This window comes from Jiella mangrovi, assembly GCF_017815135.1.
Taxonomy (GTDB): Bacteria; Pseudomonadota; Alphaproteobacteria; order Rhizobiales; family Rhizobiaceae; genus Jiella; species Jiella mangrovi.
Genome location: NZ_JAGJCF010000011.1, coordinates 13,008 through 34,828 on the forward strand (window position 1 = coordinate 13,008; position 21,821 = coordinate 34,828).

General features: G+C 64.9%; 18 protein-coding genes. 5 read left to right on the forward strand and 13 right to left on the reverse strand.

Annotation, left to right across the window (positions count from 1 at the left end; all coding sequences use genetic code 11):
• Window positions 1-41 precede the first annotated feature (41 nt).
• The 12 genes from J6595_RS14725 to J6595_RS14780 all read right to left on the reverse strand — a co-directional run bounded on the left by J6595_RS14725 (window position 42) and on the right by J6595_RS14780 (window position 14,529).
• On the reverse strand, window positions 42-1,835 hold the full coding sequence (locus J6595_RS14725) for a gamma-glutamyltransferase family protein (protein WP_209595335.1): 1,794 nt from the start codon (window positions 1,833-1,835) through the stop codon (window positions 42-44).
• A gap of 23 nt (window positions 1,836-1,858) precedes the next feature.
• On the reverse strand, window positions 1,859-2,812 hold the full coding sequence (locus J6595_RS14730) for an ABC transporter permease (protein WP_209595336.1): 954 nt from the start codon (window positions 2,810-2,812) through the stop codon (window positions 1,859-1,861).
• Entirely contained in the window at window positions 2,812-3,756 is a 945-nt protein-coding gene (locus tag J6595_RS14735) for an ABC transporter permease (RefSeq protein ID WP_209595337.1), read from the reverse strand. Before J6595_RS14735 ends, J6595_RS14730 begins: the two co-directional genes overlap by 1 nt.
• A gap of 63 nt (window positions 3,757-3,819) precedes the next feature.
• On the reverse strand, window positions 3,820-5,319 hold the full coding sequence (locus J6595_RS14740) for an ABC transporter substrate-binding protein (protein ID WP_209595338.1): 1,500 nt from the start codon (window positions 5,317-5,319) through the stop codon (window positions 3,820-3,822).
• On the reverse strand, window positions 5,313-6,374 hold the full coding sequence (locus J6595_RS14745) for an ABC transporter ATP-binding protein (RefSeq protein WP_425342158.1): 1,062 nt from the start codon (window positions 6,372-6,374) through the stop codon (window positions 5,313-5,315). Before J6595_RS14745 ends, J6595_RS14740 begins: the two co-directional genes overlap by 7 nt.
• Window positions 6,375-6,484: 110 nt before the next feature.
• Window positions 6,485-7,483 (reverse strand): ABC transporter ATP-binding protein, encoded by a 999-nt coding sequence (locus tag J6595_RS14750; RefSeq protein WP_209595340.1) that lies wholly within the window; start codon window positions 7,481-7,483, stop codon window positions 6,485-6,487.
• Window positions 7,476-8,996 carry a carboxypeptidase M32 gene (locus J6595_RS14755; protein ID WP_209595341.1) on the reverse strand — a complete coding sequence of 507 codons (1,521 nt, stop codon included), beginning with the start codon at window positions 8,994-8,996 and terminating at the stop codon, window positions 7,476-7,478. The genes J6595_RS14750 and J6595_RS14755 overlap by 8 nt, the downstream gene beginning before the upstream one ends.
• A 29-nt stretch (window positions 8,997-9,025) precedes the next feature.
• Window positions 9,026-10,075 carry an ABC transporter ATP-binding protein gene (locus J6595_RS14760; protein WP_245198430.1) on the reverse strand — a complete coding sequence of 350 codons (1,050 nt, stop codon included), beginning with the start codon at window positions 10,073-10,075 and terminating at the stop codon, window positions 9,026-9,028.
• A complete protein-coding gene (locus J6595_RS14765) occupies window positions 10,072-11,082 on the reverse strand; it encodes an ABC transporter ATP-binding protein (RefSeq protein ID WP_209595342.1) in 1,011 nt (336 codons plus the stop codon). Before J6595_RS14765 ends, J6595_RS14760 begins: the two co-directional genes overlap by 4 nt.
• Entirely contained in the window at window positions 11,079-11,936 is an 858-nt protein-coding gene (locus J6595_RS14770; RefSeq protein WP_209595343.1) for an ABC transporter permease, read from the reverse strand. The genes J6595_RS14765 and J6595_RS14770 overlap by 4 nt, the downstream gene beginning before the upstream one ends.
• Window positions 11,933-12,871: an ABC transporter permease gene (locus J6595_RS14775; protein WP_209595344.1), complete on the reverse strand. Its 939-nt coding sequence runs from the start codon at window positions 12,869-12,871 to the stop codon at window positions 11,933-11,935. Before J6595_RS14775 ends, J6595_RS14770 begins: the two co-directional genes overlap by 4 nt.
• A gap of 77 nt (window positions 12,872-12,948) precedes the next feature.
• On the reverse strand, window positions 12,949-14,529 hold the full coding sequence (locus tag J6595_RS14780; RefSeq protein WP_209595345.1) for an ABC transporter substrate-binding protein: 1,581 nt from the start codon (window positions 14,527-14,529) through the stop codon (window positions 12,949-12,951).
• Window positions 14,530-14,720: 191 nt separating this feature from the next.
• On the opposite strand from J6595_RS14780, the gene J6595_RS14785 reads away from it, so the two are divergent.
• From J6595_RS14785 to J6595_RS14805, 5 genes are read left to right on the forward strand one after another with little or no spacing between them, the layout of a single operon-like run.
• Window positions 14,721-15,710, forward strand: a complete 990-nt coding sequence (locus tag J6595_RS14785; protein ID WP_209595346.1) for a GntR family transcriptional regulator — start codon at window positions 14,721-14,723, stop codon at window positions 15,708-15,710.
• Window positions 15,707-16,408: a creatininase family protein gene (locus J6595_RS14790; RefSeq protein ID WP_209595347.1), complete on the forward strand. Its 702-nt coding sequence runs from the start codon at window positions 15,707-15,709 to the stop codon at window positions 16,406-16,408. The genes J6595_RS14785 and J6595_RS14790 overlap by 4 nt, the downstream gene beginning before the upstream one ends.
• Window positions 16,405-17,466, forward strand: a complete 1,062-nt coding sequence (locus J6595_RS14795) for a ketopantoate reductase family protein (RefSeq protein ID WP_209595348.1) — start codon at window positions 16,405-16,407, stop codon at window positions 17,464-17,466. The genes J6595_RS14790 and J6595_RS14795 overlap by 4 nt, the downstream gene beginning before the upstream one ends.
• Entirely contained in the window at window positions 17,463-18,221 is a 759-nt protein-coding gene (locus J6595_RS14800) for an SDR family NAD(P)-dependent oxidoreductase (RefSeq protein WP_209595349.1), read from the forward strand. The genes J6595_RS14795 and J6595_RS14800 overlap by 4 nt, the downstream gene beginning before the upstream one ends.
• Window positions 18,218-19,645: a dipeptidase gene (locus J6595_RS14805; protein ID WP_209595350.1), complete on the forward strand. Its 1,428-nt coding sequence runs from the start codon at window positions 18,218-18,220 to the stop codon at window positions 19,643-19,645. Before J6595_RS14800 ends, J6595_RS14805 begins: the two co-directional genes overlap by 4 nt.
• A gap of 438 nt (window positions 19,646-20,083) precedes the next feature.
• Here the strand turns inward: J6595_RS14805 and J6595_RS14810 are convergent, their stop codons facing one another.
• Complete coding sequence (locus tag J6595_RS14810) at window positions 20,084-21,373, reverse strand: PQQ-dependent sugar dehydrogenase (protein ID WP_209595351.1); 1,290 nt, start codon at window positions 21,371-21,373, stop codon at window positions 20,084-20,086.
• Window positions 21,374-21,821: the final 448 nt, after the last annotated feature.

The following is a 21,821-nucleotide window of genomic DNA, read 5'->3' on the forward strand; positions in this document are numbered from 1 at the left end:
TAGACCGGCTCGGACAGCATGATGGTCCGGCTCAGCCCCGGCTACCTGGCGATCGCGTAAGCCTGCATCAGCCGCGGTGTCGCGGCCGCCCTCAGAAGGCCGTCCCTTTCACGAGCGACGGCGACAAGCCGACCGATGGTCCATTCCGGCGAGACTTCGAGATCGTGGCCACGGGCGCGAAGATCGTCGATCACCTCGTTCCCGAAGCTCTCCTCGACGAGGAGATGACCGGGCTTGCGCGACCGCGGATAGAACGAACTCGGAAAATGCGTGGTATGGCTCATCGGGAGGTCGATCGCCTCCTGCAGGTTCAGACCATGGTGAACCGCCCGCAGGAAGAGGATGAGCTGCCACTGCTCCTGCTGGTCGCCGCCCGGCGAACCGAACGCCATGAAGGGCTTACCGTCGCGTGTCGTCAGCGTCGGTGTCAGCGTGGTGCGCGGACGTTTTCCGGGAGCAAGCGACGCCGGCAGGTCCGGCTCCAGCCAGAACATCTGCGCCCGCGTGTTCTGCATGAACCCGAGCTCCGGGATCATCGGCGAGGATTGCAGCCAGCCGCCCGAAGGCATCGCCGCCATCATGTTTCCCCACCGGTCGACGGCATCGACGTGAACCGTGTCGCCGCGCCGCGCCGATTGCATGGCGGCGGTGGTCGGCTCGTTCACCTGCTTGGTGCCGGTGGCGTCGGACAGCCTCTCCAGCGTCGCCATCACCCGGTCGACCTGCGCCTCGTAGCCGGCAATGCGGCCGGGGCGAAGGTCGAAGGACGCCTTTGCGCCGATCAGCTTGCGGCGCTCGTCTGCATAGGCATCGGAGAGCAGCGTCTCGACCGGCACGTCGACGAAAGCGGGGTCGCCGTAATAGGCCTCGCGATCAGCGAAAGCGAGCTTCATCGCCTCGGTGAGGAGATGGATGAGTTCGGCGCCTGCGGGCTTGGCCGCGCCGAGGTCGAAGCCTTTCAAGAGCGACAGGGTCTGCAGGAACACCGGCCCCTGCCCCCATGGCCCGATCTTGTTCACCGTCTGGCCGCCATAGTCATAGGTCAGCGGCGCCTCGAACGACGCTTCCCACCCGCCCATGTCGTCGGCGGTGATGACTCCCTTGTGGCGAGTGCCGCTTTCGTCCATCGCCTCGGTCTTCGCCGCAAATTCGCCGATCGCCTCGGCGACGAAGCCTTTGTAGAAGGCATTCCGCGCCGCCTCGATCTGGCGCTCGCGGTCGGACCCCGCGGCCTCTGCTTCTTTGATGATACGCTGCCAGGTTCCGGCCAGCGCCTCGTTCTTCAAAAGGGACCAGGGCTCGGGTGCAGAACCTCCGGGCAGGAAGGCGGCCGCACTCGTCGGCCATTCCTTCTCGAAGAAGGACTTCAGACCTTTGATCGTGTCGGAGACGCGCGGCAGAAGCGGATGCCCCTTTTCGGCGTAGTAGATCGCAGGCTCCAGCACGTCCCGAACGCTCATCGTGCCGTGGTCGCGCAGCAGGAGCATCCAGGCATCGAAGGCGCCGGGAATGACGGCGGCGAGAAGGCCGTTGCCCGGAACCAGCGTCAGACCCTCGCTCTTGTAGTGCTCGATCGTGGCGCCTGCCGGTGCCGGGGCCTGGCCGCAGATCACCTCGGTCTTGCCGGTTTTCGCCGAGTGGAAGACGATCGGCACCTCGCCGCCGGGCCCGACGAGATGCGGCTCGACCACCTGCAGGACGAAGGCCGTCGCGATGCCCGCATCGAAGGCGTTGCCGCCACGCTCCAGCACGGACATGCCGACGGCGGTGGCGAGCCAGTGGGTCGAGGCGACGGCGCCGAAGGTGCCGAGAAGCTCGGGACGGGTGGTGAACATGGTGAAGCCTTTCGAGGGTTTTTTCAGCTTTCGCGCGGATCGAGCGCGTCGCGCAGGCCGTCCCCGAGAAGATTGAAGCCGAGGACGAGAAGGAAGATGGCGGCGCCGGGAAAGATCGACATCCACGGTGCCTGGCCCATGAAGTTCTTGGCGGTGTTCAGCATCGAGCCCCAGGAGGGGTCCGGCGGCTGCTGACCGAGGCCAAGGAAGGAGAGGCTCGCCTCGGCGATGATCGCGGTGGCGATGGTCAGCGTCGCCTGGACGATCAGCGGCGGCAAGACGTTCGGAAAGACATAGCGGGCGACGATCCAGCGGTTCGGCAGGCCGATCGCCTCGGCGCCCTCGACGTAGTCTTCCGCCTTCACCGCCAGCGTCTGGGCGCGCGCCAGTCGCGCGAAGATCGGCGTCTGCGAAATGCCGATGGCGATCATCGCATTGGTCAGCGTCGGGCCGAGAAAGGCCGCGAGTGCGATGGCGAGAATGAGAAACGGAATCGACAGCATGGCGTCGGCGACGCGGCTGACGACCATGTCGACCCAGCCGCCGAAGAAGCCGGCAAAGAGCCCGAATGGCACGCCGATGACCGCGGCGATGGCGACCGAGACGACGCCAGCGAGAAGCGAAGCCCGAGCGCCATAGGCCATGCGCGAGAAGATGTCCCGCCCGAGTTCGTCTGTGCCGAAGAAATGCGCCAGCGACGGCGCCTTGCGGATGGCGAGAAAGCTCGTCTGGAGCGGGTCGTAGGGCGCGATCAGCGGCGCGAAGACCGCAAGCAGGACGAAGACGGCCACCACCACGCCGCCGACAATCGCCGCCCGGTTGGCAAGGAACTTGCCGACGGCACGATGACGCTTTTCGGGAAGCGGTTCATCCGTCGGGCCGATCTCGGGGATCTTCACGGTCTCGGGGCGCGCCGGAGCATCGGCGTCGGTGCGCGGAGCGACCTTTCCGGCCCGGGCCGCGGCGGTCTCGGTCATCACGCCCCCCTCAGCCGCGGATTGATCAGGATGTAGAGGATGTCGGCGAAAAGATTCATGACGATGAAGCCGATGGCGGTGCACAGGACGATCCCCTGGACGACCTGATAGTCCCGGGTGAAGACCGCATCGACCACGAGCTTGCCGAAGCCCGGAATGGTGAAGATCTGCTCGGTGAGGACAGCCCCGCCGAGAAGCTCGCCGAAGAGCAACGTCATCAGGGTGACGATGGGCACCAGCGCGTTTCTGAGCGCGTGTTTGTAGACCACCTTGTTCTGACGAAGCCCCTTGGCCCTCGCGGTTCGGATGTAGTCGGAGCGCAGGATGCCGATCATCGCCGATCGGGTGTGACGCATCAGCGTCGCCGCGAGCGCCGTGCCGAGAACGAAGGCCGGCATCAGCATTGTCTCGATCGACAGCCAGAGGTCCTCGGATGGCGGTACGTAGCCAGAGGCCGGCAGCCAGCCGAGTTGAACGGAAACGAGGAAGATCAGGAGGATGCCCAGCCAGAAATTCGGGATCGAGAGGCCGGAGAGCGCGACGACGTTTGCGACGTAGTCCGTCACCGTGCCCTTGCGGACGGCCGACAGGATCCCCGCTGGAACGCCGACGAGAAGCGCGATGATCATCGCCATGACGGCGAGCTGGATCGTCACCGGCAGCTTCTGGGCGACAAGGGTCGTCACTGGCGTGTCGGTCCGCAGCGAGATGCCGAAGTCGCCCGTCAGAACGTTCATCACCCAGTAGCCGTACTGGACCGGCACCGGATCGTTGAGATGGTATTTCTCGCGGATGAACTCGACCACCTTTGGATCCCGCTCTTCGCCGGCGATCAGAAGCGCCGGATCGCCGGGGAGAAGCTTCTGCAGCGCGAAGACCAGCATCGACACGATGATGATGGTCGGGATGGCGACGAGCACGCGCCTGAGGATCAGTTCCGCCATGATTTGACCTTCGAGGAGGGCCGGCGGGCGATCGATGAGACCGCCCGCCGCTTTTGATCTCGGCTATTCGACGTTCATGCCCTTCAGGCGGACCATGCCGTCGGGATAGGGCTCGAAGCCAGTGACGTTCTTGTTCAGGACGAACGGCCAGGGCTGGTAGTAGGTATAGACCAGCGGCAGGTCCTGCTGGAGGATGGTCTGAGCCTGATCGTAGAGTGCTTTGCGCTTCTCGACGTCGGAGGTTAGACGTGCCGCGTTCAGCGCCTTGTCGACGTCTTCGTTGCAGTATTTGGAATCGTTGAGATTGCCGTTGCAGGTGACGAACTGGTGGATGTTGCCATCGGGATCGACACGGCCCGACCAGTTGATCATTGCCGCGTCGAAATTGCCCTGCTCCATCTCCTGCTGCATGGCCGCAAATTGCGTCGCCCTTAAAGTGATCTGGAAGCCCGCCTCGGCGGCCATCGCCTGGATCAGCTCGGCGAGCTGCTGGTTGGCCGAGCCAGTGCCGAAGACGAGCTCGAAGCTCGGGTTGGGCTCTCCGGCTTCCTCCAGCAGCGCCTTGGCCTTGTCGACGTCCCGGGTGGTCACCGGGAACTTGTCGGAGTGATACGGGCTCGACGGCGGAAACGGCTGCTGCGCCGGTGGGAAGATGCCGTTGCCGGCCACCTGATCGATGACATCGCGGCCGATCGCTGCCTGGAACGCCTGACGGACGAGCTTGTTGGCTCCAGCCGGCTTTTTTGATCGCTCGCCGTTGTTGGTGTTGAAACGGATGGAACCGTAGCCAAGGCCGGTGACGGGGACGAAATCGAGACTGGTATCTCCCTTCACGGACGGCACGTCGGTCGGTGCCAGCCGCTCCAGCATGTCGATGTCGCCGGCCTTCAGATTGGCGAGCTTCACCGTCGCGTCGGTAATCGGCAGATAGGTGATCGCCTCGATCGGGAACGCCTCGGCATCCCAGTAGCCGTCGTACTTCTCCAGCTCGATTCGATCGTTCTGGACGCGTTGGACGAATTTGTATGGACCGGAACAGACGGGATTTTGCGAGAACTCCTTGCCGTCGGCGAAGGCCGCGGGCGCCAGCATCATGCCGGCGCGATCCGACAGGGTGGCGAGCAGCGTCGCGTCCGGCTGCTTCAGCTTGATCGTGGCAGTCTGGGGATCTACGACCTCGACGCTGTCCACCGAGGAAAGCTCGCTCTTGCGGTTGGAATCGGGGAGCGTCATCGCCCGCTCGATGTTGGCCTTGACCGCTTCGGCATCGAACTTCGAGCCGTCCTGGAAGGTGACGCCATCGCGCAGTTTGAAGGTCAGCTCGGTCTGATCGTCATTGTAGGACCATGAGGTCGCGAGCTGCGGCACGAATTCGAGCTTCGGCGAGATGTCAATCAGCTTGTCGCACAGCGCCGTGAAGACGATGCGCCCGACATAGGTTCGCGCCCGGTGCGGATCGAGCACGTCGGGATCCTCGGCAAGACCGATCCGCAGTGTCTGGGCCGAGGCCGCGCTCGTCGTCAGAAGCGCAAGGGTGAAAAGGGCAAGTCTGGTTTTCAGCATGTCTGGTCCTTTGCGGTAGGCGTTGATGATCGATGGGATAAGAGTTCCGCTCGTCCGGCCTGGCAGGCGGTGTAAAGCGCGAGGCGCTTTTCCAGCCGGGCGCTCGGCCGCGCGATCGGACGCGGATCGCTGCCGGCTGCCGCGATCTCGCGCCAGAAGTGGCAGGCGACCCGACGACCACCCTCAACAGCTTCGAGCTGAGGCCGCGCCTCATTGCACAGGGGCTTGGCATGCGGGCAGCGGGTGTGGAACTTGCAGCCGGATGGCGGATTGGTCGGGCTCGGCACGTCGCCGTCGAGAGGCTTGATGCTGTGACGCGCCACCGCGCTCGCCTGCGGAATCGCGGCGAAGAGCGCCTGGGTATAGGGGTGAAGCGGCGCATCGTAGAGCGTGTCGGTGGTCGCAAGTTCCACCACCTCGCCGAGATACATCACCGCCACCCGGTCGCTCATATGGCGGATGACCGCCAGATCGTGGGCGACGATGATCAGCGTGAGCTTCAGCCGCTCCTTCAGCTCCTCCAACAGATTGACGATCTGCGCCTGGATCGAGACGTCGAGGGCCGACACCGGCTCATCGCCGAGGATCAGCCGCGGGTCCGAGGCGAGCGCGCGGGCGACGCCGATGCGCTGGCGCTGGCCACCGGAGAATTCGTGGGGATAGCGGCTCGCCATGTCCGGTCGAAGGCCGACGGTCCGCAGGATCTCGACAACCTTGTCGCGCCGTTCGCCCCGGCTCGAACCGCCCTTCAACCAGATCGGCTCGCTGACGATGTCCGACACGCTCATGCGCGGGTTGAGCGAGGCAAACGGATCCTGAAAGATGATCTGCAATTCGCCGCGCAGGCGGCGCAGTTCGTCCGGCGTCAGGTTGCCGAGATTGCGACCGCGATAGATCACGTCGCCGGCGCTCGGCTCAAGCAGACGGATCAGGAGTCGCCCAAGCGTGGACTTGCCACAGCCCGATTCCCCGACGACCGCCAGCGTCTCGCCCTCTTTGACCGACATCGAAATGCCGTTGACCGCCCGGACCAGCGGCGAGCGTTTGAGAAGCATCCGCTTGCCGCCGAAATGCTTGACGAGACCCGACGCTTCGAGGATCGGTGGCGGTGCCGTCGGCCCCCTGCGGCCGGTCGGCGCCTGACCGTTCTGCGTGAGAGGCGCCATCACGCGACTTCCGAGAAATGCGCTTCGAGCGGCGCGAACCAGCAGGCGGCGCGATGATCGTCCTTCCCGCCGACGGGGACGAGCGGCGGGGCCTCGGCACATCGTGGCTCGGCAAAGGGGCAACGGGGCGCAAAGCGGCAGCCTGCCGGCATCGCCTCGATGGCCGGCACGGTACCGGCGATGGTCGCAAGCTTGGCCGAACGCCGGCCGAGCGACGGGATCGCGCCCATCAGGCCGATCGTATAGGGATGTTGCGGGTCCTCGAAGATCGCCTCCGCCGGCCCGCTTTCGACCACGCTGCCGGCATACATCACCGCAACCTTGTCTGCGGTCTCCGCGACGACGCCGAGATCGTGGGTGATCATGATCACCGCCGTTCCGGTCTCTTCCTGCAGCGCGCCGATCAGCGAAAGGATTTGGGCCTGGATCGTCACGTCGAGCGCCGTCGTCGGTTCGTCGGCGATCAGGAGCTTCGGCTCGTTGACGAGCGCCATCGCGATCATCACCCTTTGGCGCATGCCGCCGGAGAGCTGATGCGGATAGTCGCTCATGCGCTTTTCCGGCGCCGGGATCCGCACTTTCCGCAGCATGTCGAGGGCGAGCCGCCCGGCCTCGGCTTTGTCGACCTTGCGGTGACGAAGAACGGTCTCCGTAAGCTGGTTGCCAACGGTGAAGGCCGGGTTCAGCGAGGTCATCGGCTCCTGGAAAATTATCGAGATCCGGCTGCCGCGCAGGTCGGACATGGCGCTGTCGAAGAGCTGGAAGAGGTCACGGCCCTCGAATGTCGCCCTTCCCGAGACGATATCGGCCGGGGGTGTCGGCAGAAGCCCCATCAGCGCCAGTGACGTCACCGACTTGCCGCAGCCGCTCTCGCCGACGATGCAAAGCGTCTCACCGGCCGCGACCGAAAAGGACACGTCGTCGACGAGATTACGGCCGGGCGCGAAGCGCAGCGAGAAGTTCTCAAGGGTCAGGACGGCGTCGGTAGGCTCAGCCATTGTGCATCGCTCCAACCTTGGCCGTCAGGTGACGGAGATAGGGAGAGACGTCGAGCCCCCTCCCCGTCGCCCGCACAAGGATTTCGTCCGGCGTCAGCGACCGGCCGAAGCGATGGACGTTGTCGGTCAGCCAGGTCTTCAAGGGCGCGTAATCGCCCTGATCGATTCCCTGTGAGACACCCGGCGCATCGAGGGCCGTCTCGAAGAGCTGTCCCGCCATGACATTGCCGAGGGTGTAGGTCGGGAAAGAGCCGATCATGCCGGACGACCAGTGGACGTCCTGTAGGACGCCGAGTCTGTCGCTCGGCACGTCGAGCCCGAGACTGGCCTTCACCTTCTCCGCCCAGAGCGCCGGCAGGTCCTCCACCGCGACATCGCCGACGATCAGCGCCGCCTCGATCTCCGAGCGCGATATGATGTGAAGGTCATAGGTGGTCTCGTCAGCCTCGACGCGAATGAGACTCGGCTGCGAGACATTGACGGCCCGCCAGAATTCTTCGGCCGACACATCGGCGAGCTGATCGGGAAAGACGTCGCGAAGTTCGCCGTAATGCAGCTCCCAGAAGCGGCGGGTCCGGCCGACGCGGTTTTCCCACAGCCGCGATTGGGATTCGTGCATGCCGAAGCTCGCACCGCCGACAGCGTAGAGATTGACGAAGTCGGTGGTGAAGGCCGAACGGCTGAAGGCGGGATCGATACCCTGCTCGTACATGCCATGGCCGGCCTCGTGCCAGACGGCGAAGAGGCCGCCCGGGAGCCAGCGCTCGTCGAAACGGCTGGTGATGCGCACATCCTCACGGGTGAAGGAGGTCTCGAAGGGATGCACCGTGTCGTCGAGGCGGCCTCGGGAAAAGTCGTAGCCCATGCGTTCGGCGACGGCCCTGGCGAAGCGTTTCTGCTCGGGGATCGGAAAGCGACGTTCCAGAAAATCGGTGCGCGGTCGTGGCGCGGCCAGGGCGGTTTCGAGCAGCGGCAGGAGGCCGGTCTTGAGGTCCGCATAGAGAGCCTGCAGCCGCCTCCACGTCATTCCCGGCTCGAAGCCAGCGACCATCGCGTCATAGGGATGATCGTCATAGCCGATCGCCTCGGCGATCTCGCGCTGGATCGCTACGGTGCGCGTCAAGAGCGGCGCGAAGGCGGCGAAGGCGTTCTCGGCGCGGGCCTTCGCCCAGACGGCCTGCCCCTTGGTCTTCAGTTCGGCTGCTTCGAGAAGAAGCCCGGCCGGAATACGCGAGAGAACGGCGATCCCGCCGGACGCGACCGCAACGGCCTTCACGCGCGGATCGTCCGCGGCCGCATCCTGCAACTCGGCACGAGCCGCGTCGATCGTCCGCGCCATCGCCTCGCCGGTCGCAAGACCGCGGGCAAGATCCGTCAGCGTGGCAAGCTGGTGGGCACGCGACCCGACACCGCCCGGCGGCATCATCACCCGCGCGTCCCAGGTCAGCAGGTTGGCCGCGCAGAGCAGATCGTTGATCCGCGCGATCTCACGGGTGAAGTTCTGATAACTCATCGGCCGTGCTCCGGATCAAAATTCATGGCTCAGGCCGGCTCGGCTGCAGTGAAAGACGGTTCGAAAGCCGGCGTGCCAAAATCGGCGAGGTGGCAGGCTGCCCGATGATCCCCTCCCCGCTCAGCAAGAAGCGGGCGCTCGACTTGGCAGCGCTCGAAAACATGCGGACATCGCGTATTGAAAAGGCAGCCGCCGGGAAGATCAACCGGGCTTGGCAATTCGCCCCTGGTGGCCGCGCGGCGCGTCCGCCGGCCCGGATCGAGCTCCGGCGCGGCGTCGAGTAGCGCCATGGTGTAGGGATGGCGCGGCGCGGAAAAGAGCGCCTCCGTCGGCCCGATCTCGATCACCTTGCCGAGATACATCACCGCCACCCGGTGCGAGATGTGCCGCACCAGCCTGAGGTCATGGGCGACGAAGACGATGGTGAGTTGCAGCTCGTCCTGAAGCTGCAGAAGTAGATTCACCACCTGCGCCTGGACCGAAACGTCGAGGGCGGAGACCAACTCGTCTGCAACGAGCACGTCCGGCTCGACGGCGAGCGCGCGGGCGATGCCGATCCGCTGGCGCTGGCCACCGGAAAATTCGTGCGGATAGCGTCCCGCCGCATCCTGCGGCAGGCGCACGAGATCGAGCAGCTCAGCGATGCGGACGGGAATCTCGGCTTTTGGCCGCATCCTGTGGACGGACAGCGCCTCGCCGAGGATCTGGCGCACGGTCATTCGCGGATTGAGCGACGAATAGGGATCCTGGAAGATCATCTGGACCCGTCGGTTGAACGCCCGCCGCTCTCCGCCACGCAATTCGCCGATATCGCGGCCCTCGAAACGGACTCGGCCCTCGTTCGGTTCGAGAAGGCGGACGAGACAGCGCGCGAGGGTCGACTTGCCACAGCCGCTCTCGCCGACGATGCCAAGGGTCTCGCCGCGATGGACCGCCAGGTCGACGCCGTTAAGCGCATGAACGGCGAGCGGGAGCCGCCCGGCAATCCGCCCGACGATCGTCTGCCGCATGGCGAAGCGCTTTTCCAACGCTTCGACCGAAATCAACGGCGCTCCCGGATGGTTGGTCATGGCGCTCATACTGGCGCTCCCGCCGCAGCAACCTCGGCCTCGCGAAAGCACGCGACCATGCGGCCGAGGCCGATCCGCTCCAGCGCCGGACGCTTTGCAACGCAGTGCTCGACGGCGTAGGCGCAACGAGGATGGAAGGCGCAGCCTTGCGGGATGACCGCAAGGCTCGGCGGCGTTCCCTCGATCGAGGTCAGCATGGTCCGCTCGGCCCCGCCGCGTGGCACGGAGCCGAGAAGCCCCCGCGTATAGGGGTGATGTGGCCGGGCGAAGATCTCCGCCACGGTGCCAGATTCGACAATCCGACCGGCATACATCACCGCCATGCGGTCGCAGGTGCCAGCGACGACGCCGAGGTCATGGGTGACGAAGACGACGCTCATCGCGAATTCGTCGCGCAGATCGAGGATCAGCTTCAGGATCTGGTCCTGGATGGTGACGTCGAGGGCCGTGGTCGGCTCGTCGGCCAAAAGCAGCTTCGGATTGCTGGCGAGCGCGATGGCGATCATCACCCGTTGGCGCATGCCGCCGGAGAACTGGTGGGGATAGTCCTCGAGCCGGCGTTCGGCGGCGGGAATGCCGACGAGATCGAGAAGTTCGATCGCCCGGGCCCTGCGCTGCCGGGCGTCGAGCTGCGAGTGGGCGGCAAGGTTTTCCTCGATCTGGACGCGAACCTTGAGCACCGGGTTCAGCGCCGTCATCGGCTCCTGAAAGATCATCGCGACCTCGCCACCGCGCACGCGCCGCAGCGCTTTTTTGGGCATCGCCAGAATATCCGCGCCCTGCCAAAGCACCCGCCCGGATACCTGTGCCGGGGCATGGATGAGCCCCATGAGCGAACGCAGCGTGACGCTCTTGCCCGAGCCGCTCTCGCCGACGAGGCCCAGCACCTCGCCAGGCATGACGTCGAAGGAGACGGCGTCGACGGCTCTTACCGGCCCCTTCGGCGTCTGGAAGACCGTCGTCAGACTCTGGACGCTGAGCGCCGGCGTCTCGGCGGGCGTGGCGAGCGCGCTCATTTCTTCGTCCGCATCAGTTCGGCGAGGCCGTCGCCGAAGAGCGAGAAGCCGAGCCCGGTGACGACGATGGCGATGCCGGGGAAAACCGAGATCCACCAGGCGGTCGCCATGAAGTTCTTGCCGTCCGCGATCTGGACTCCCCACTCGGCAGCCGGCGGCTGGGCGCCAAGGCCGAGATAGCCGAGGGAGGAGCCGAGCAGGATCGCGAGCGCCATGTCGGTCATCCAGTAGACGATAGCCGGCGTGATGGCGTTGGGCAGGAGATGGCGGAAGATGATGCGCATCGGCGTGTAGCCCATCGCCCGGCCGGCATCGGCATAGTCGAGCCGCTTCTGCACCTTGACTTCGCCGGAGACGAGGCGGGCGAAGAACACCCAGTCGATGACGCCGACGGCGATGTACATGTTGGTGAGGCCGGGGCCCAGCACCGCGACGATGGCGATGACGAGAACGAGCTGCGGAAAGCTGATCACCGCGTCGACAATCCGGCCGAAGATGCTCTCGGCAAGCCCGCCCGCATAACCGACGAGAGCGCCGACGATCACGCCGACGATCAGTGGCCCGGTGGTGGCGAAGACGGCGATCTGCATGTCGATCGTGTAGGCGTGGATGACGCGCGAAAGGACGTCGCGGCCGAAGCTGTCGGTGCCGAAGGGATGGGCGAGTGAGGGCGCTGCGAGGATCGAATTGTAATCCATCGCCGCCGGATCGTAGGGCGCGAACAACGACGGGACGACGGCCAGAACGAGGCTCGCGAAGAGGACAAGGCCGCCGACGATCAACGTCGCGGGAAGGCCGGCGACCTTGAACCGCGACCGCCAGCTGCGCTGCGGAGGCGCCTCGATCGCCCTCATCGCGCCACCCGTGGGTCGAGCCAGGCTTGGACGATGTCCGTGGCAAGGAAGGTTAGCGAGACGATGATGGCCAGCGCGAATGTCAGCCCCTGCACCACGGGATAGTCGCGACCATAGATGGATTCGATCATCAGCCGCCCGGCGCCGGGAATGGCAAAGACCGTCTCGGTGATCACCGCGCCACCGAGCAGCGTGCCGATCTGCAGACCGAGCAGCGTCACCGTCGAGATCAGAGCGTTGCGCAGGACGTGGCGCATCATGATCAACCGCGAGGAGAGCCCCTTGGAGCGGGCGAAGTCGACATATTCGGCGCCGACGACGCCGATGATCGCTGAGCGCAGATTGCGCATCAGGATAGCGGATAGGCTGAGGGCCAGCGTCACCGCCGGCAGGAAAAGGTGATAGAGCTGATCGAGAAAGGTCGTGCCGAACCCGCCGACGGGAAACCAGCGCAGCTTCGCCCCGAAGACGGTGAGGAGGATAAGCCCGACATAAAAGACCGGCATCGACAGGCCGACCTGAAACGAGCCGCGAATGGCGTTGTCGCTTAAGCTGCCGCGACGGGTGGCGGCGACGAAGGCGAGCGGTACGGAGAGAGCAAGCGCGATCAACGCTGCCATTGCCGTCAGCATCAGCGTCACCGGCAACCGCTCCGCGATCAGGCTCGCCACGGAAACCTTGAGATGGATCGAATTGCCGAGATCGCCGGTCACGATGTGCTTGACGAAGAGGGCGAACTGCACGGGCCATGGCTGATCGAGACCAAGCTCAGCATTGATGCGCGTCACGTCGGCATCGCGCGCCCTGTCGCCGAGAATTGCGCTCGCCGGATCGCCGGGTAAGAGACGCACGAGGACGAAGATCACCACCAGGATGAAGGCAAGCGTCGGAATAAGCTGCAGAAGGCGGCGGGAGATGAAGCTGAGAAGGGCCAAGAAGCCGATCCGATCCGTGCTGTCAGGACGGGGCGGCGGGCGGCCGGGCCTATCAGGCTAGCCGCTCGCCATGCGGATTACTGCTTGTCCATCCAGGCCGCCCGGAAGACGTTGTTGCCAAGCGGGATCTGGAGGAAGCCGTGAACCTTGTCGCTGAGCGCCACAGGATAAGGCGTCTCGTAGAGCGGAACGATCGGGCCGGTGTCATTGTAGATCTTCTGGATCTCGGCGTATTGCTCGGCCCGCTTTTCCTGATCGATCTCCTTCTGGGACGCTTCGAACAGCTCGTCCGCCTTCTCGCTTTTCCAGCCGGAATGCACCGCGTCGATGTTCTTGGAATAGACGTAGTAGGAGGTGATCTCGTTCGGATCGGCGATGTCGTCGGTCCAGGCGCCAGCGCGCATCTGGAACACGCCGTCGCGGTACTTCTGGGTGCGCGTGGCATTGTCGACCTGCTGGAGCTCCAGCTCGACGCCGATCTGCGCCCACATCTGCTGCAGGGCCGTCGCCGTGCCAATCTCGTCCTGGCTGCCGGCGAGGATCAGGATCGACGTCGAGAAACCGTCCTCGAAGCCCGCCTCCTTCATCAGCTGCTTGGCCTTCTCCAGATCATAGGGGTAGACCGCGCCCTCGCCCACATGTAGTGGCGTCGCCGACGACATGTAGGAGGACATCGGGGTCCCGACGCCATGGGTTACGATCTGGATGATCGCCTGCTTGTTGGCGGCGTAGTTCAGCGCCTGGCGAACCTTCTCGTTCGACAGCGGATTGTCCTTGCCGTCGACCTGCGGGCGCACATTCATGATGACGTCGGCGATGCGCGTCGAGGGGAAGAGCTCCATGTCGATCCCCTCCGCCTGCTTCAGCTCGGCGACGCGGGCATAAGGGATCAGTTCGGCGCCGTCGATCTCCCCGGACTGGAGCTTCAGGATGCGGGTGGCGTCGTCCGGCAGAAGGTTGAACTCGATGCCATCCAGATAGGGCAGCGGCTTGCCGTCCTCGCCCTTGCCCCAATAGTGCTCGTTCTTCACAAGTTCCATGGTCGAGCCCCGCTGCCAAGACTTCAGGACGAAGGGGCCTGAGCCGACGGGATGCTCGGCGAAGGCCTTGGCCTTCTCGGCATCGGTGGAGCCCTCGGACGCCTCGAACGGCTTCTTCGGCATGATCGCGGAATTGAACACCGTGAGTGCCGGCAGGATCGCCGGGTCGGTGTGCTTCAGCTTGATCGTGATGCCGTCGTCACTCTTGGCGACCACGTCGTCGACCGAGACGAGCAGGAAGTTCCAGATACCGTTCTCCGGATTGGCCGCGCGCTTCAGCGACCAGATGACGTCGTCCTGGGTGATCGGCGTGCCATCGGAGAACATCGCGCCCTGGCGCAGGGTCAGATCGACGGAAAGGCCATCGTCGGCGATCTTCCAGTCGGTCGCGAGGCCCGGCTTCAGGCCCTTGCCGTCGTCCGTCGGCAGGATCAGCGTGTCGTACAGGTTGGACAGGATCCAGATGTCGACATTGGCGTCGTTCAGCACCGGATCGAGGAACAGGCTGTCGGCATAGCGGCCGTAATGCAGGACACCGCCCCGCTCGATGGAAAAGGCGGCCGAACCGGAGCCGAAGATGAGTGCGGCGGAGAGTGCGGCAGTGACGGCGTTCTTCATGACGATGTCCCTATGGCAAACCGTTCTATCGATGTATAACGATAGGCATGGTGCCGGGACGCTGTCAATTCGGTAGGCGTGGCTTAAATTTCAGCATATTATCAGTTTTCCGCTCAAAGTCGCGCCATTGACGGGGCTTGTTGACCGTTGGTCATCGTGCTAGCCGAATAGGACAGTTGGAGCATGCCCCGATGGATTTCCGCATCGACCGCGCCCTGCCCGTACCGATCCGAACGCAGATCAAAGGGCTCATCGAATACGGCATTGCCTGTGGGGAACTTCAGGCTGGAGAGGCGCTGCCGTCCGTACGTGATCTCGCGGAACGGATCGGCGTCGCGCCGATGACCGTCAGCCAGGTCTATGGCGAACTCAAATCCGCAGCTTTGATCGAGACCCGCCCCGGCTCCGGCACCTTCGTCGCCGAGAGCGGCCAGTCGCGCATGGCGGCGCGTCCCGAGGCGATCCGGCTGCGCCGGCAGATCGATGCGCTGATCGACGAGGGCCTGGCAATGGGGGTGCGCGCCAGCGATCTCTCGGCGCTCGTCAATGCCCGCTTGTTCTACCGCACCAGCGTAGGCCGGCGCATCCAGGTGCTGATGGTCGGCCTGTTTGCGGAAGCAACGACGAGCTATGCCCGCTTCATCGCCGCCCGCCTCGGCGAAGGCGTGACGGTCGAGCCGCTCACCATCGCCGCGATCCAGCGCAAGCCGGACGCCCGCGCCAGAGCGGCTTCCGCCGATCTGGTCGTCACGTTCCTTACCCGACAAAGAGAAGTCGCGGCGCTATTGCCGAACACCAAGGTCGTCTCCGTCAGCTTCATCCCGTCGGAGGAGACGCGGCGCGCGCTCGCCTCCCTCGACCCGCGCACCAATCTCGCCGTCGTCTCGCGCTTTCCCGACTTCCTGCCGATCATGAAGGCCGGCGTCCAGCGCTTCGCCCCGCATGTCTCGCAGATGGTGGCAACGACAATCGACGAGCCAGACCTCGCAGACGTCCTCGAGCGCTCGAGCGTCGTGGTCTACGCCACCGGTGCCGAGACGGTCCTGACGATCATCGAGCCGGAAACGCCGGCCATCGAATACCGGCACACGCCCGACCCCGCCGATATCGAACGTATCATCCTGCCATGGACCCGCGCGGGCGACGAAGGCGGCGCGCCGCAGCAAAGGGAAGCATCATGAAAATTGCCGAGATAAACTGGCTGCAGATCGAGAACTATCTGAAGACCGACGACCGCGCGATCCTGCCGCTCGGCTCCACCGAGCAGCATGCGGGGCTCTCGCTCTCGGTGGATTCGATCCTTTCCGAGCGGGTCGCGCTTGAGGCGGCAGCCCCCCTCGGCGTGCCGGTCTTCCCGGTGCTCGCCTATGGCGTCACGCCCTATTTCCTTAGCTATCCCGGCTCGATCTCCATCCGCATCGAGACCTATGTCCGGATCGTCCGGGACATCCTCGACAGCCTGAAGCGGCAGGGCTTCCGGCGCATCCTCATCGTCAACGGCCATGGCGGCAACCAGCCGGCGGGAAGCCTCGCCATCGAGTGGATGGCCGATAATCCCGACACCGCAGTCAAGTTCCACAACTGGTGGAACGCACCGAAGGCCTTCGCCAAGGTTCAGGAGATCGATCCGATCGCCTCCCACGCATCCTGGATGGAGAACTTTCCCTGGACGCGGCTCGCCAGCGTCGAGCAGCCGACCCAGCAAAAGCCGATGGTCGATTTCGACCGCATGCGAGTGATGGACCCGGACAAGGTCCGCGAGCTTCTCGGCGACGGCAATTTCGGCGGCCACTACGAAAAGCCCGACGCCGACATGCTGGCACTGTGGGAGGTGGCCGTCGCCGAGACCCGCGCGCTGATCGAAGGGCCCTGGGCTTGAGCACTGGAGGAGAGCCGTCCGGGCCGATCCTCATCTGGGGCGCCGGAGCCATCGGCGGGACGCTCGGCGCCGCCTTCCTGCGCGCCGGCCACGAGGTGGTCTTCGTCGATGCAGCGGACGACCACGTGAGAGCGATCGAGGCGAGCGGCCTGTCGATCACCGGCTCGCTGATCGAAGACACCGTGCGCGCGCGGGCCTTTCTGCCGGCCGATCTTTCCGGCCGTTTCGACACGATCTTTCTCTGCGTGAAGGCCCATCACACAGAGGCCGCAGCGCATGAAGTCGCCTTCCATCTCGCCGAAGGCGGCTGTATCGTCTCCGCGCAGAACGGGCTCAACGAATATGTCATCGCAAAGGTCGTCGGAGACGAAGCCGTCGTCGGTTGCTTCGTCAATTTTGGTGCCGACTATCTCGAGCCGGGCCTCGTCCATTACAGCGGCAAGGGTGCAGTGGTGATCGGCGAACTCTCCGGCGAGAAGACGGCGCGCGTCGAGCGGCTCTTTGGCCTTCTGCATGAATTCGCCGACCACGCGATCCTGACGGAGAATATTCTCGGCTTCCTCTGGAGCAAGCTCGTCTATGGCGCGCTGCTCTTCGCCACCGCGCTGACCAACGATTCCATCGCCGACGTCCTCGCCGATCCCGCCCACCGCCCGGCCCTGACGGCGCTTGGTCGCGAAGTCGGGGCCGTGGCGGGCGCTTTAGGCATCCGGCTCGAGCCCTTCGACGGCTTCGACCCTCTCGCCTTCCTGCCCAACGCCCCTGCCGAGCGGACGGCGAAATCCTTCGACGACATGGTGGCGCACAACCGCCGCTCGCTGAAATCCCACAGCGGCATCTGGCGCGATCTCGCCGTCAGAAAGCGCAAGACAGAAGTCGACGCGCAGCTCGGTCCGATCGTCGATCATGGCGCGCAAACCGGTGTCGCGACGCCGCTGACGACGCAGCTAATCGCCATGATCCAGGAGATCGAGGACGGCACCCGTCCCCTCTCGGACAGCAATCTCGTGGAACTCGCGCAGTCGATGCCGGCGTCCGAAAAGGCAAAGGCGATATGACCGGGTCCTTCGAGGGCCGCACTGCCCTCGTCACTGGCGCAGCCCACGGCTTCGGCCGGGCGATCGCGCTTGCCTTCGCCGCCCGCGGCGCCCGTGTCGTAGCCTGCGACATCCTCGGCGATGGCGTCGCAGAAACGGCAGAGATGGCCGGTGCCTCCTGTGAGGCGCTCTGCCTCGACATCACCGACCATGGCGGCGTGGGCCAGGCGCTCGCCGACCTCATGACGCGCCATGGCGGCGTCGATATCCTCGTCAACTGCGCCGGCGGCGTCCTCGGGCAGGTCGGCCGACCGATCGAGGAGATCTCGCCGGCGGACTGGACCGCGATCGTTGCGGTCAATCTGTCGGGCGCCTTCTACCTCTCCCAGGCCGTGGCACCGGGAATGAAGGCGAATGGCTGGGGCCGGATCGTCAACATCTCGTCCGGCGCGGGCCTCGGTATCTCGCTCACAGGCATTCAGGCCTATGCCAGCGCCAAGGCCGGGCAGATCGGCCTGACCCGCCAGCTCGCCCACGAGCTGGGCGCCTTCGGGATCACGGTGAACAATGTCGCGCCGGGCTTCGTGCGCTCCAATCCGACTACCGAGAGACAATGGCAGGCGATGGGCAAGGACGGGCAGAAGAAGCTCGTCGAAAGCATCGCCCTGAAGCGCCTCGGCAGCCCAGACGACATCGCCAACGCCGTCCTGTTCTTCGCTTCGGAGGAAGCCGGCTGGATCTCCGGCCAGGTGCTCAGCGTGGACGGCGGCAAATGAGCGGGAGCGCGGAGACCGCCGACGTCGAGGCCTATCTTGCCGCCCGCATGGAAACCGCAATCGAAGAACTGCGAGCCTTTTGTCGCATCGCCAGCGTTTCCACCGATCCGTCCTGCAAGGCCGACATTGCGGAAGCCGCAGCTTTCGTCTCCGAGCGCCTCTCTCTTGCCGGCTTTCCGAGCGTCGAGATCGTCGAGACCGGTGGCCATCCGGCCGTCGTCGCCGAATGGTGCGAGAAACCGGGCGCACCGACGATCCTTGTCTACGGCCATTACGACGTGCAGCCCCCTGATCCGCTCGAGAAGTGGCTCACACCGCCCTTCGAGCCGTCGATCCGCGGGGGTCGCCTTTACGCCCGCGGCGTCTCCGACGACAAGGGACCGCTGCTCATCCCGATCCTCGTTGCCGAAGCCTTCGCCAGAACCCGCGGCAGCCTGCCGCTGAACGTCAAGGTGTTCGTCGAGGGCGAGGAGGAAAGCGGCAGCCCGCATCTCGCCCCAACGGTCGAGCGGCTGCGCCAGCGCTTGGCGGCCGACCTCGTCGTGTCGGCAGACGGGGCGATGTGGCGATCGGATCTCCCCTCCGTCACCGTCGCGAGCCGCGGGCTCGTGGCGCTCGACGTGACGGTCACGGGAGCCGCCAAGGACCTTCATTCCGGCCGGCACGGTGGCAGCGCGCCGAACCCGGTCCGCACGCTGGTCGCCATGCTTGCGACACTGCATGACGAGGCAGGCCTCGTCGTCGTTCCAGGCTTCGACGACGGCGTGGATCTGCCCGATCCGGCGATCCGGGAGGCGATGGGCGCTTCGAATTTCGACGTAACGGGTTATTTCCGGGACATCGGCGCCGAACTTCCCGATCCCCTACCCTCCCCCGAAGAACTGCTCGAGCGACAATGGCTCGTCCCGACGCTGGAGTTCAACGGGATTGCGGGCGGCTATTCCGGTCCGGGCACCAAGACGGTGATCCCGGCCTCGACGACCGTCAAGATCACCTGCCGCCTTGTGGCCGGCCAGGATCCGCAGGCCGCCCTTAGCGCCATCGAGGCTCACCTGCGCTGCATGCTTCCGTCGGGCTACCGGATGTCGATCGAACGCCATGGCCCAGGCAGCGCGGCCTTCGCCCTAGACAAGGACGATCCCGGCCTTGCCGTGACAGAGGACGTCGTCGAAGGAATCTTCGGCCAGCGCCCGCTTCGCGTCGCCATGGGCGCGACCATTCCCATCGGCGCGGTATTCAAGGACGCACTCGGCGCCCCGGTCGTGTTCTTTTCCTTCTCGACGGCGGACGAGGACTACCACGCTCCGAACGAGTTCTTCCGGCTCGCAAATTTCGAGAAGGGCATGGTCGCCTGGGCTCGGCTGCTCCTTCGCCTGTCCGGCGAGCTGACGCCTCGAAATCCGAAGGCCCCGCCATCTCCGTGACGTCATCGAGCGCCGGACCGGTGACCGCCCGTCAGCCATTTCAAGGTCGCGACGCGCTTGGAATCGGCGAAAAGGGTGTTCATCTGATACGATGAGGCGTCTCACGACATGTCGCTTCATTTTTCGTTCGGGCCGAGCGCCGCCTCATTGTAGTCCACCGTTTCGGCTCTTACGCATCTAGACGACATCACGTACGTCGCTCGGTTGGTCGCGATGCCACTTCTTTACAACAATCGACCACCACTCGTCACTTCTGACCCGAGTTGCGACTGCATGCCGGTCGCGTCGAATGTCCGCTTCCAATGCGCATGTGCCGACAGCCGGCCGTCCGCTTTCAGCCCAAACTCCCCGCCGGATCCTGATCGCCTGGACGCGCTCAACCTAGCTTCTACGGCTTGATCTTGAGCCTGCGATCACCGCTCCGGTGCGACCGCCGCATCAAGCGGAGGTCACCCGCCAGATGACGTCACCCACATCGTCGGCCATCAAGAGCGATCGGCCGTCCGGGCCGATCGCCACGCCGACGGGACGCCCATAGGCAAGTTTCTCGTCCTTTGACAGGAAGCCGGCGAGAATGTCGCGAGGCGGTCCGTTCGGCGCGCCATTCTCGAAGGGGACGAAGATCAGCTTGTAGCCGCTGAGCGTCGCGCGATTCCACGATCCGTGCTGGCCGACCACCATGCCCTTGCCGAATCCCGGCAAGGTGCCTTCCGGCATCCAGCAGAGGCCGAGCGATGCGGTGTGGCCGCCGAGGGCATAATCTGGCTGGATGGCACGGGCGACGAGGTCTGGCGCCTGCGGGACACGATCGTCCACGGTCCTGCCCCAGTAACAATAGGGCCAGCCGTAGAACCCACCCTCTTCGACCGACGTCAGGTAGTCGGGCGGCGTTTCGTCGCCGAGCCCGTCGCGCTCGTTGACGACGGTCCAGAGCTTTCCGGTAACCGGCTCGAAGGCCATGCCGACAGGGTTTCGCAGCCCGGAGGCGAATATCCGCGCCTCTCCGGTGGCAACGTCCATTTCCCAGATCGCCGCGCGGCCCTCTTCCGCCTCCATGCCGTTGTCACCGATGTTGGACAGCGATCCGACACCGGCGTAGATCTTCGCTCGATCCGGCGAGACGATCAGGCTGCGGGTCCAGTGCCCGTGCGGCTTGAAGTCGACAAGCGTTTCACCACCGCCCGTCAGGCTCGTGTCGCCTGGCTGGTAGTCGAAACGCCGAATGCCGTCGGTATTGCCTAGATAGAACTTGTCATCGACCAGCGCCATGCCGAAGGGTTGGTTCTGGTTTTCTACGAAGACCTCGCGGTGCTCGGCGACACCGTCTCCATCCGCATCACGCCAGAGCGTCACACGATTGGCGCTCTCGCCGATTGCCTTGACGCGGCGCATCGTAGCCTGCTGGGCGTGGTCCATGAGGGTGCGCGGCGTCTCTGGCTGTTCCTTCGATTCCGCCACGAGGACATCGCCGTTCGGCAGGACCTCGACCCAGCGAGGATGATCGAGGTTCGACGCAAAGGCATTGACCTTGAGCCCCGAGGCGCAGGTGGGCAGGCGCCCCTCCTTCCAGCCCTCAGCGGCGGGAAGTTTCAGGGTCATGATCCCCTGTTTGCGCGCCTCCGGAATCTGCGGTGTCTGCCCGACCGCTTGATGCGACGGCGAACCATAGCGCCTGACGAGCGCGACAGCGCCACCCACGATTTCAGTCGCCTTCGCGACAATCTCCATAGCCGACCGCCTTATCCTGAGGAGCGTGTAGAATGAGCACCGACACCTGCCCTACCGAGTGTCGCGGAGCAAGTGTTGGTCCAGAGTGGCGTATCTGCCCCGATCTCCAATCCGGATCCTCGCTCATGGCCGAACGGGTATGTAACGCGATCTGGATTGACGGGCAGACAGAGGCGACGGGCGAGCAAAGTCTACTAAACACCGGACAGAGGTCTCGGTGCCAGAGTGGGCGCATCTTCATTATCTGTTCGGTGCGCGACGCTGGCTTTTCCGAAAGGCCCTAACCGAAAAGCATACAGGAGCGCCCGGCTTGAAACTCCAGTACAGACTGCATAACATACCTGACGCGACGTCCCCTAACGCATTCAATTGTTTGCACTTTCACAGAGTGGTATCGCGTCCCTCCGGGCCTACCACTTTTCGTGCAAGGCACTGCAAACGTTACATA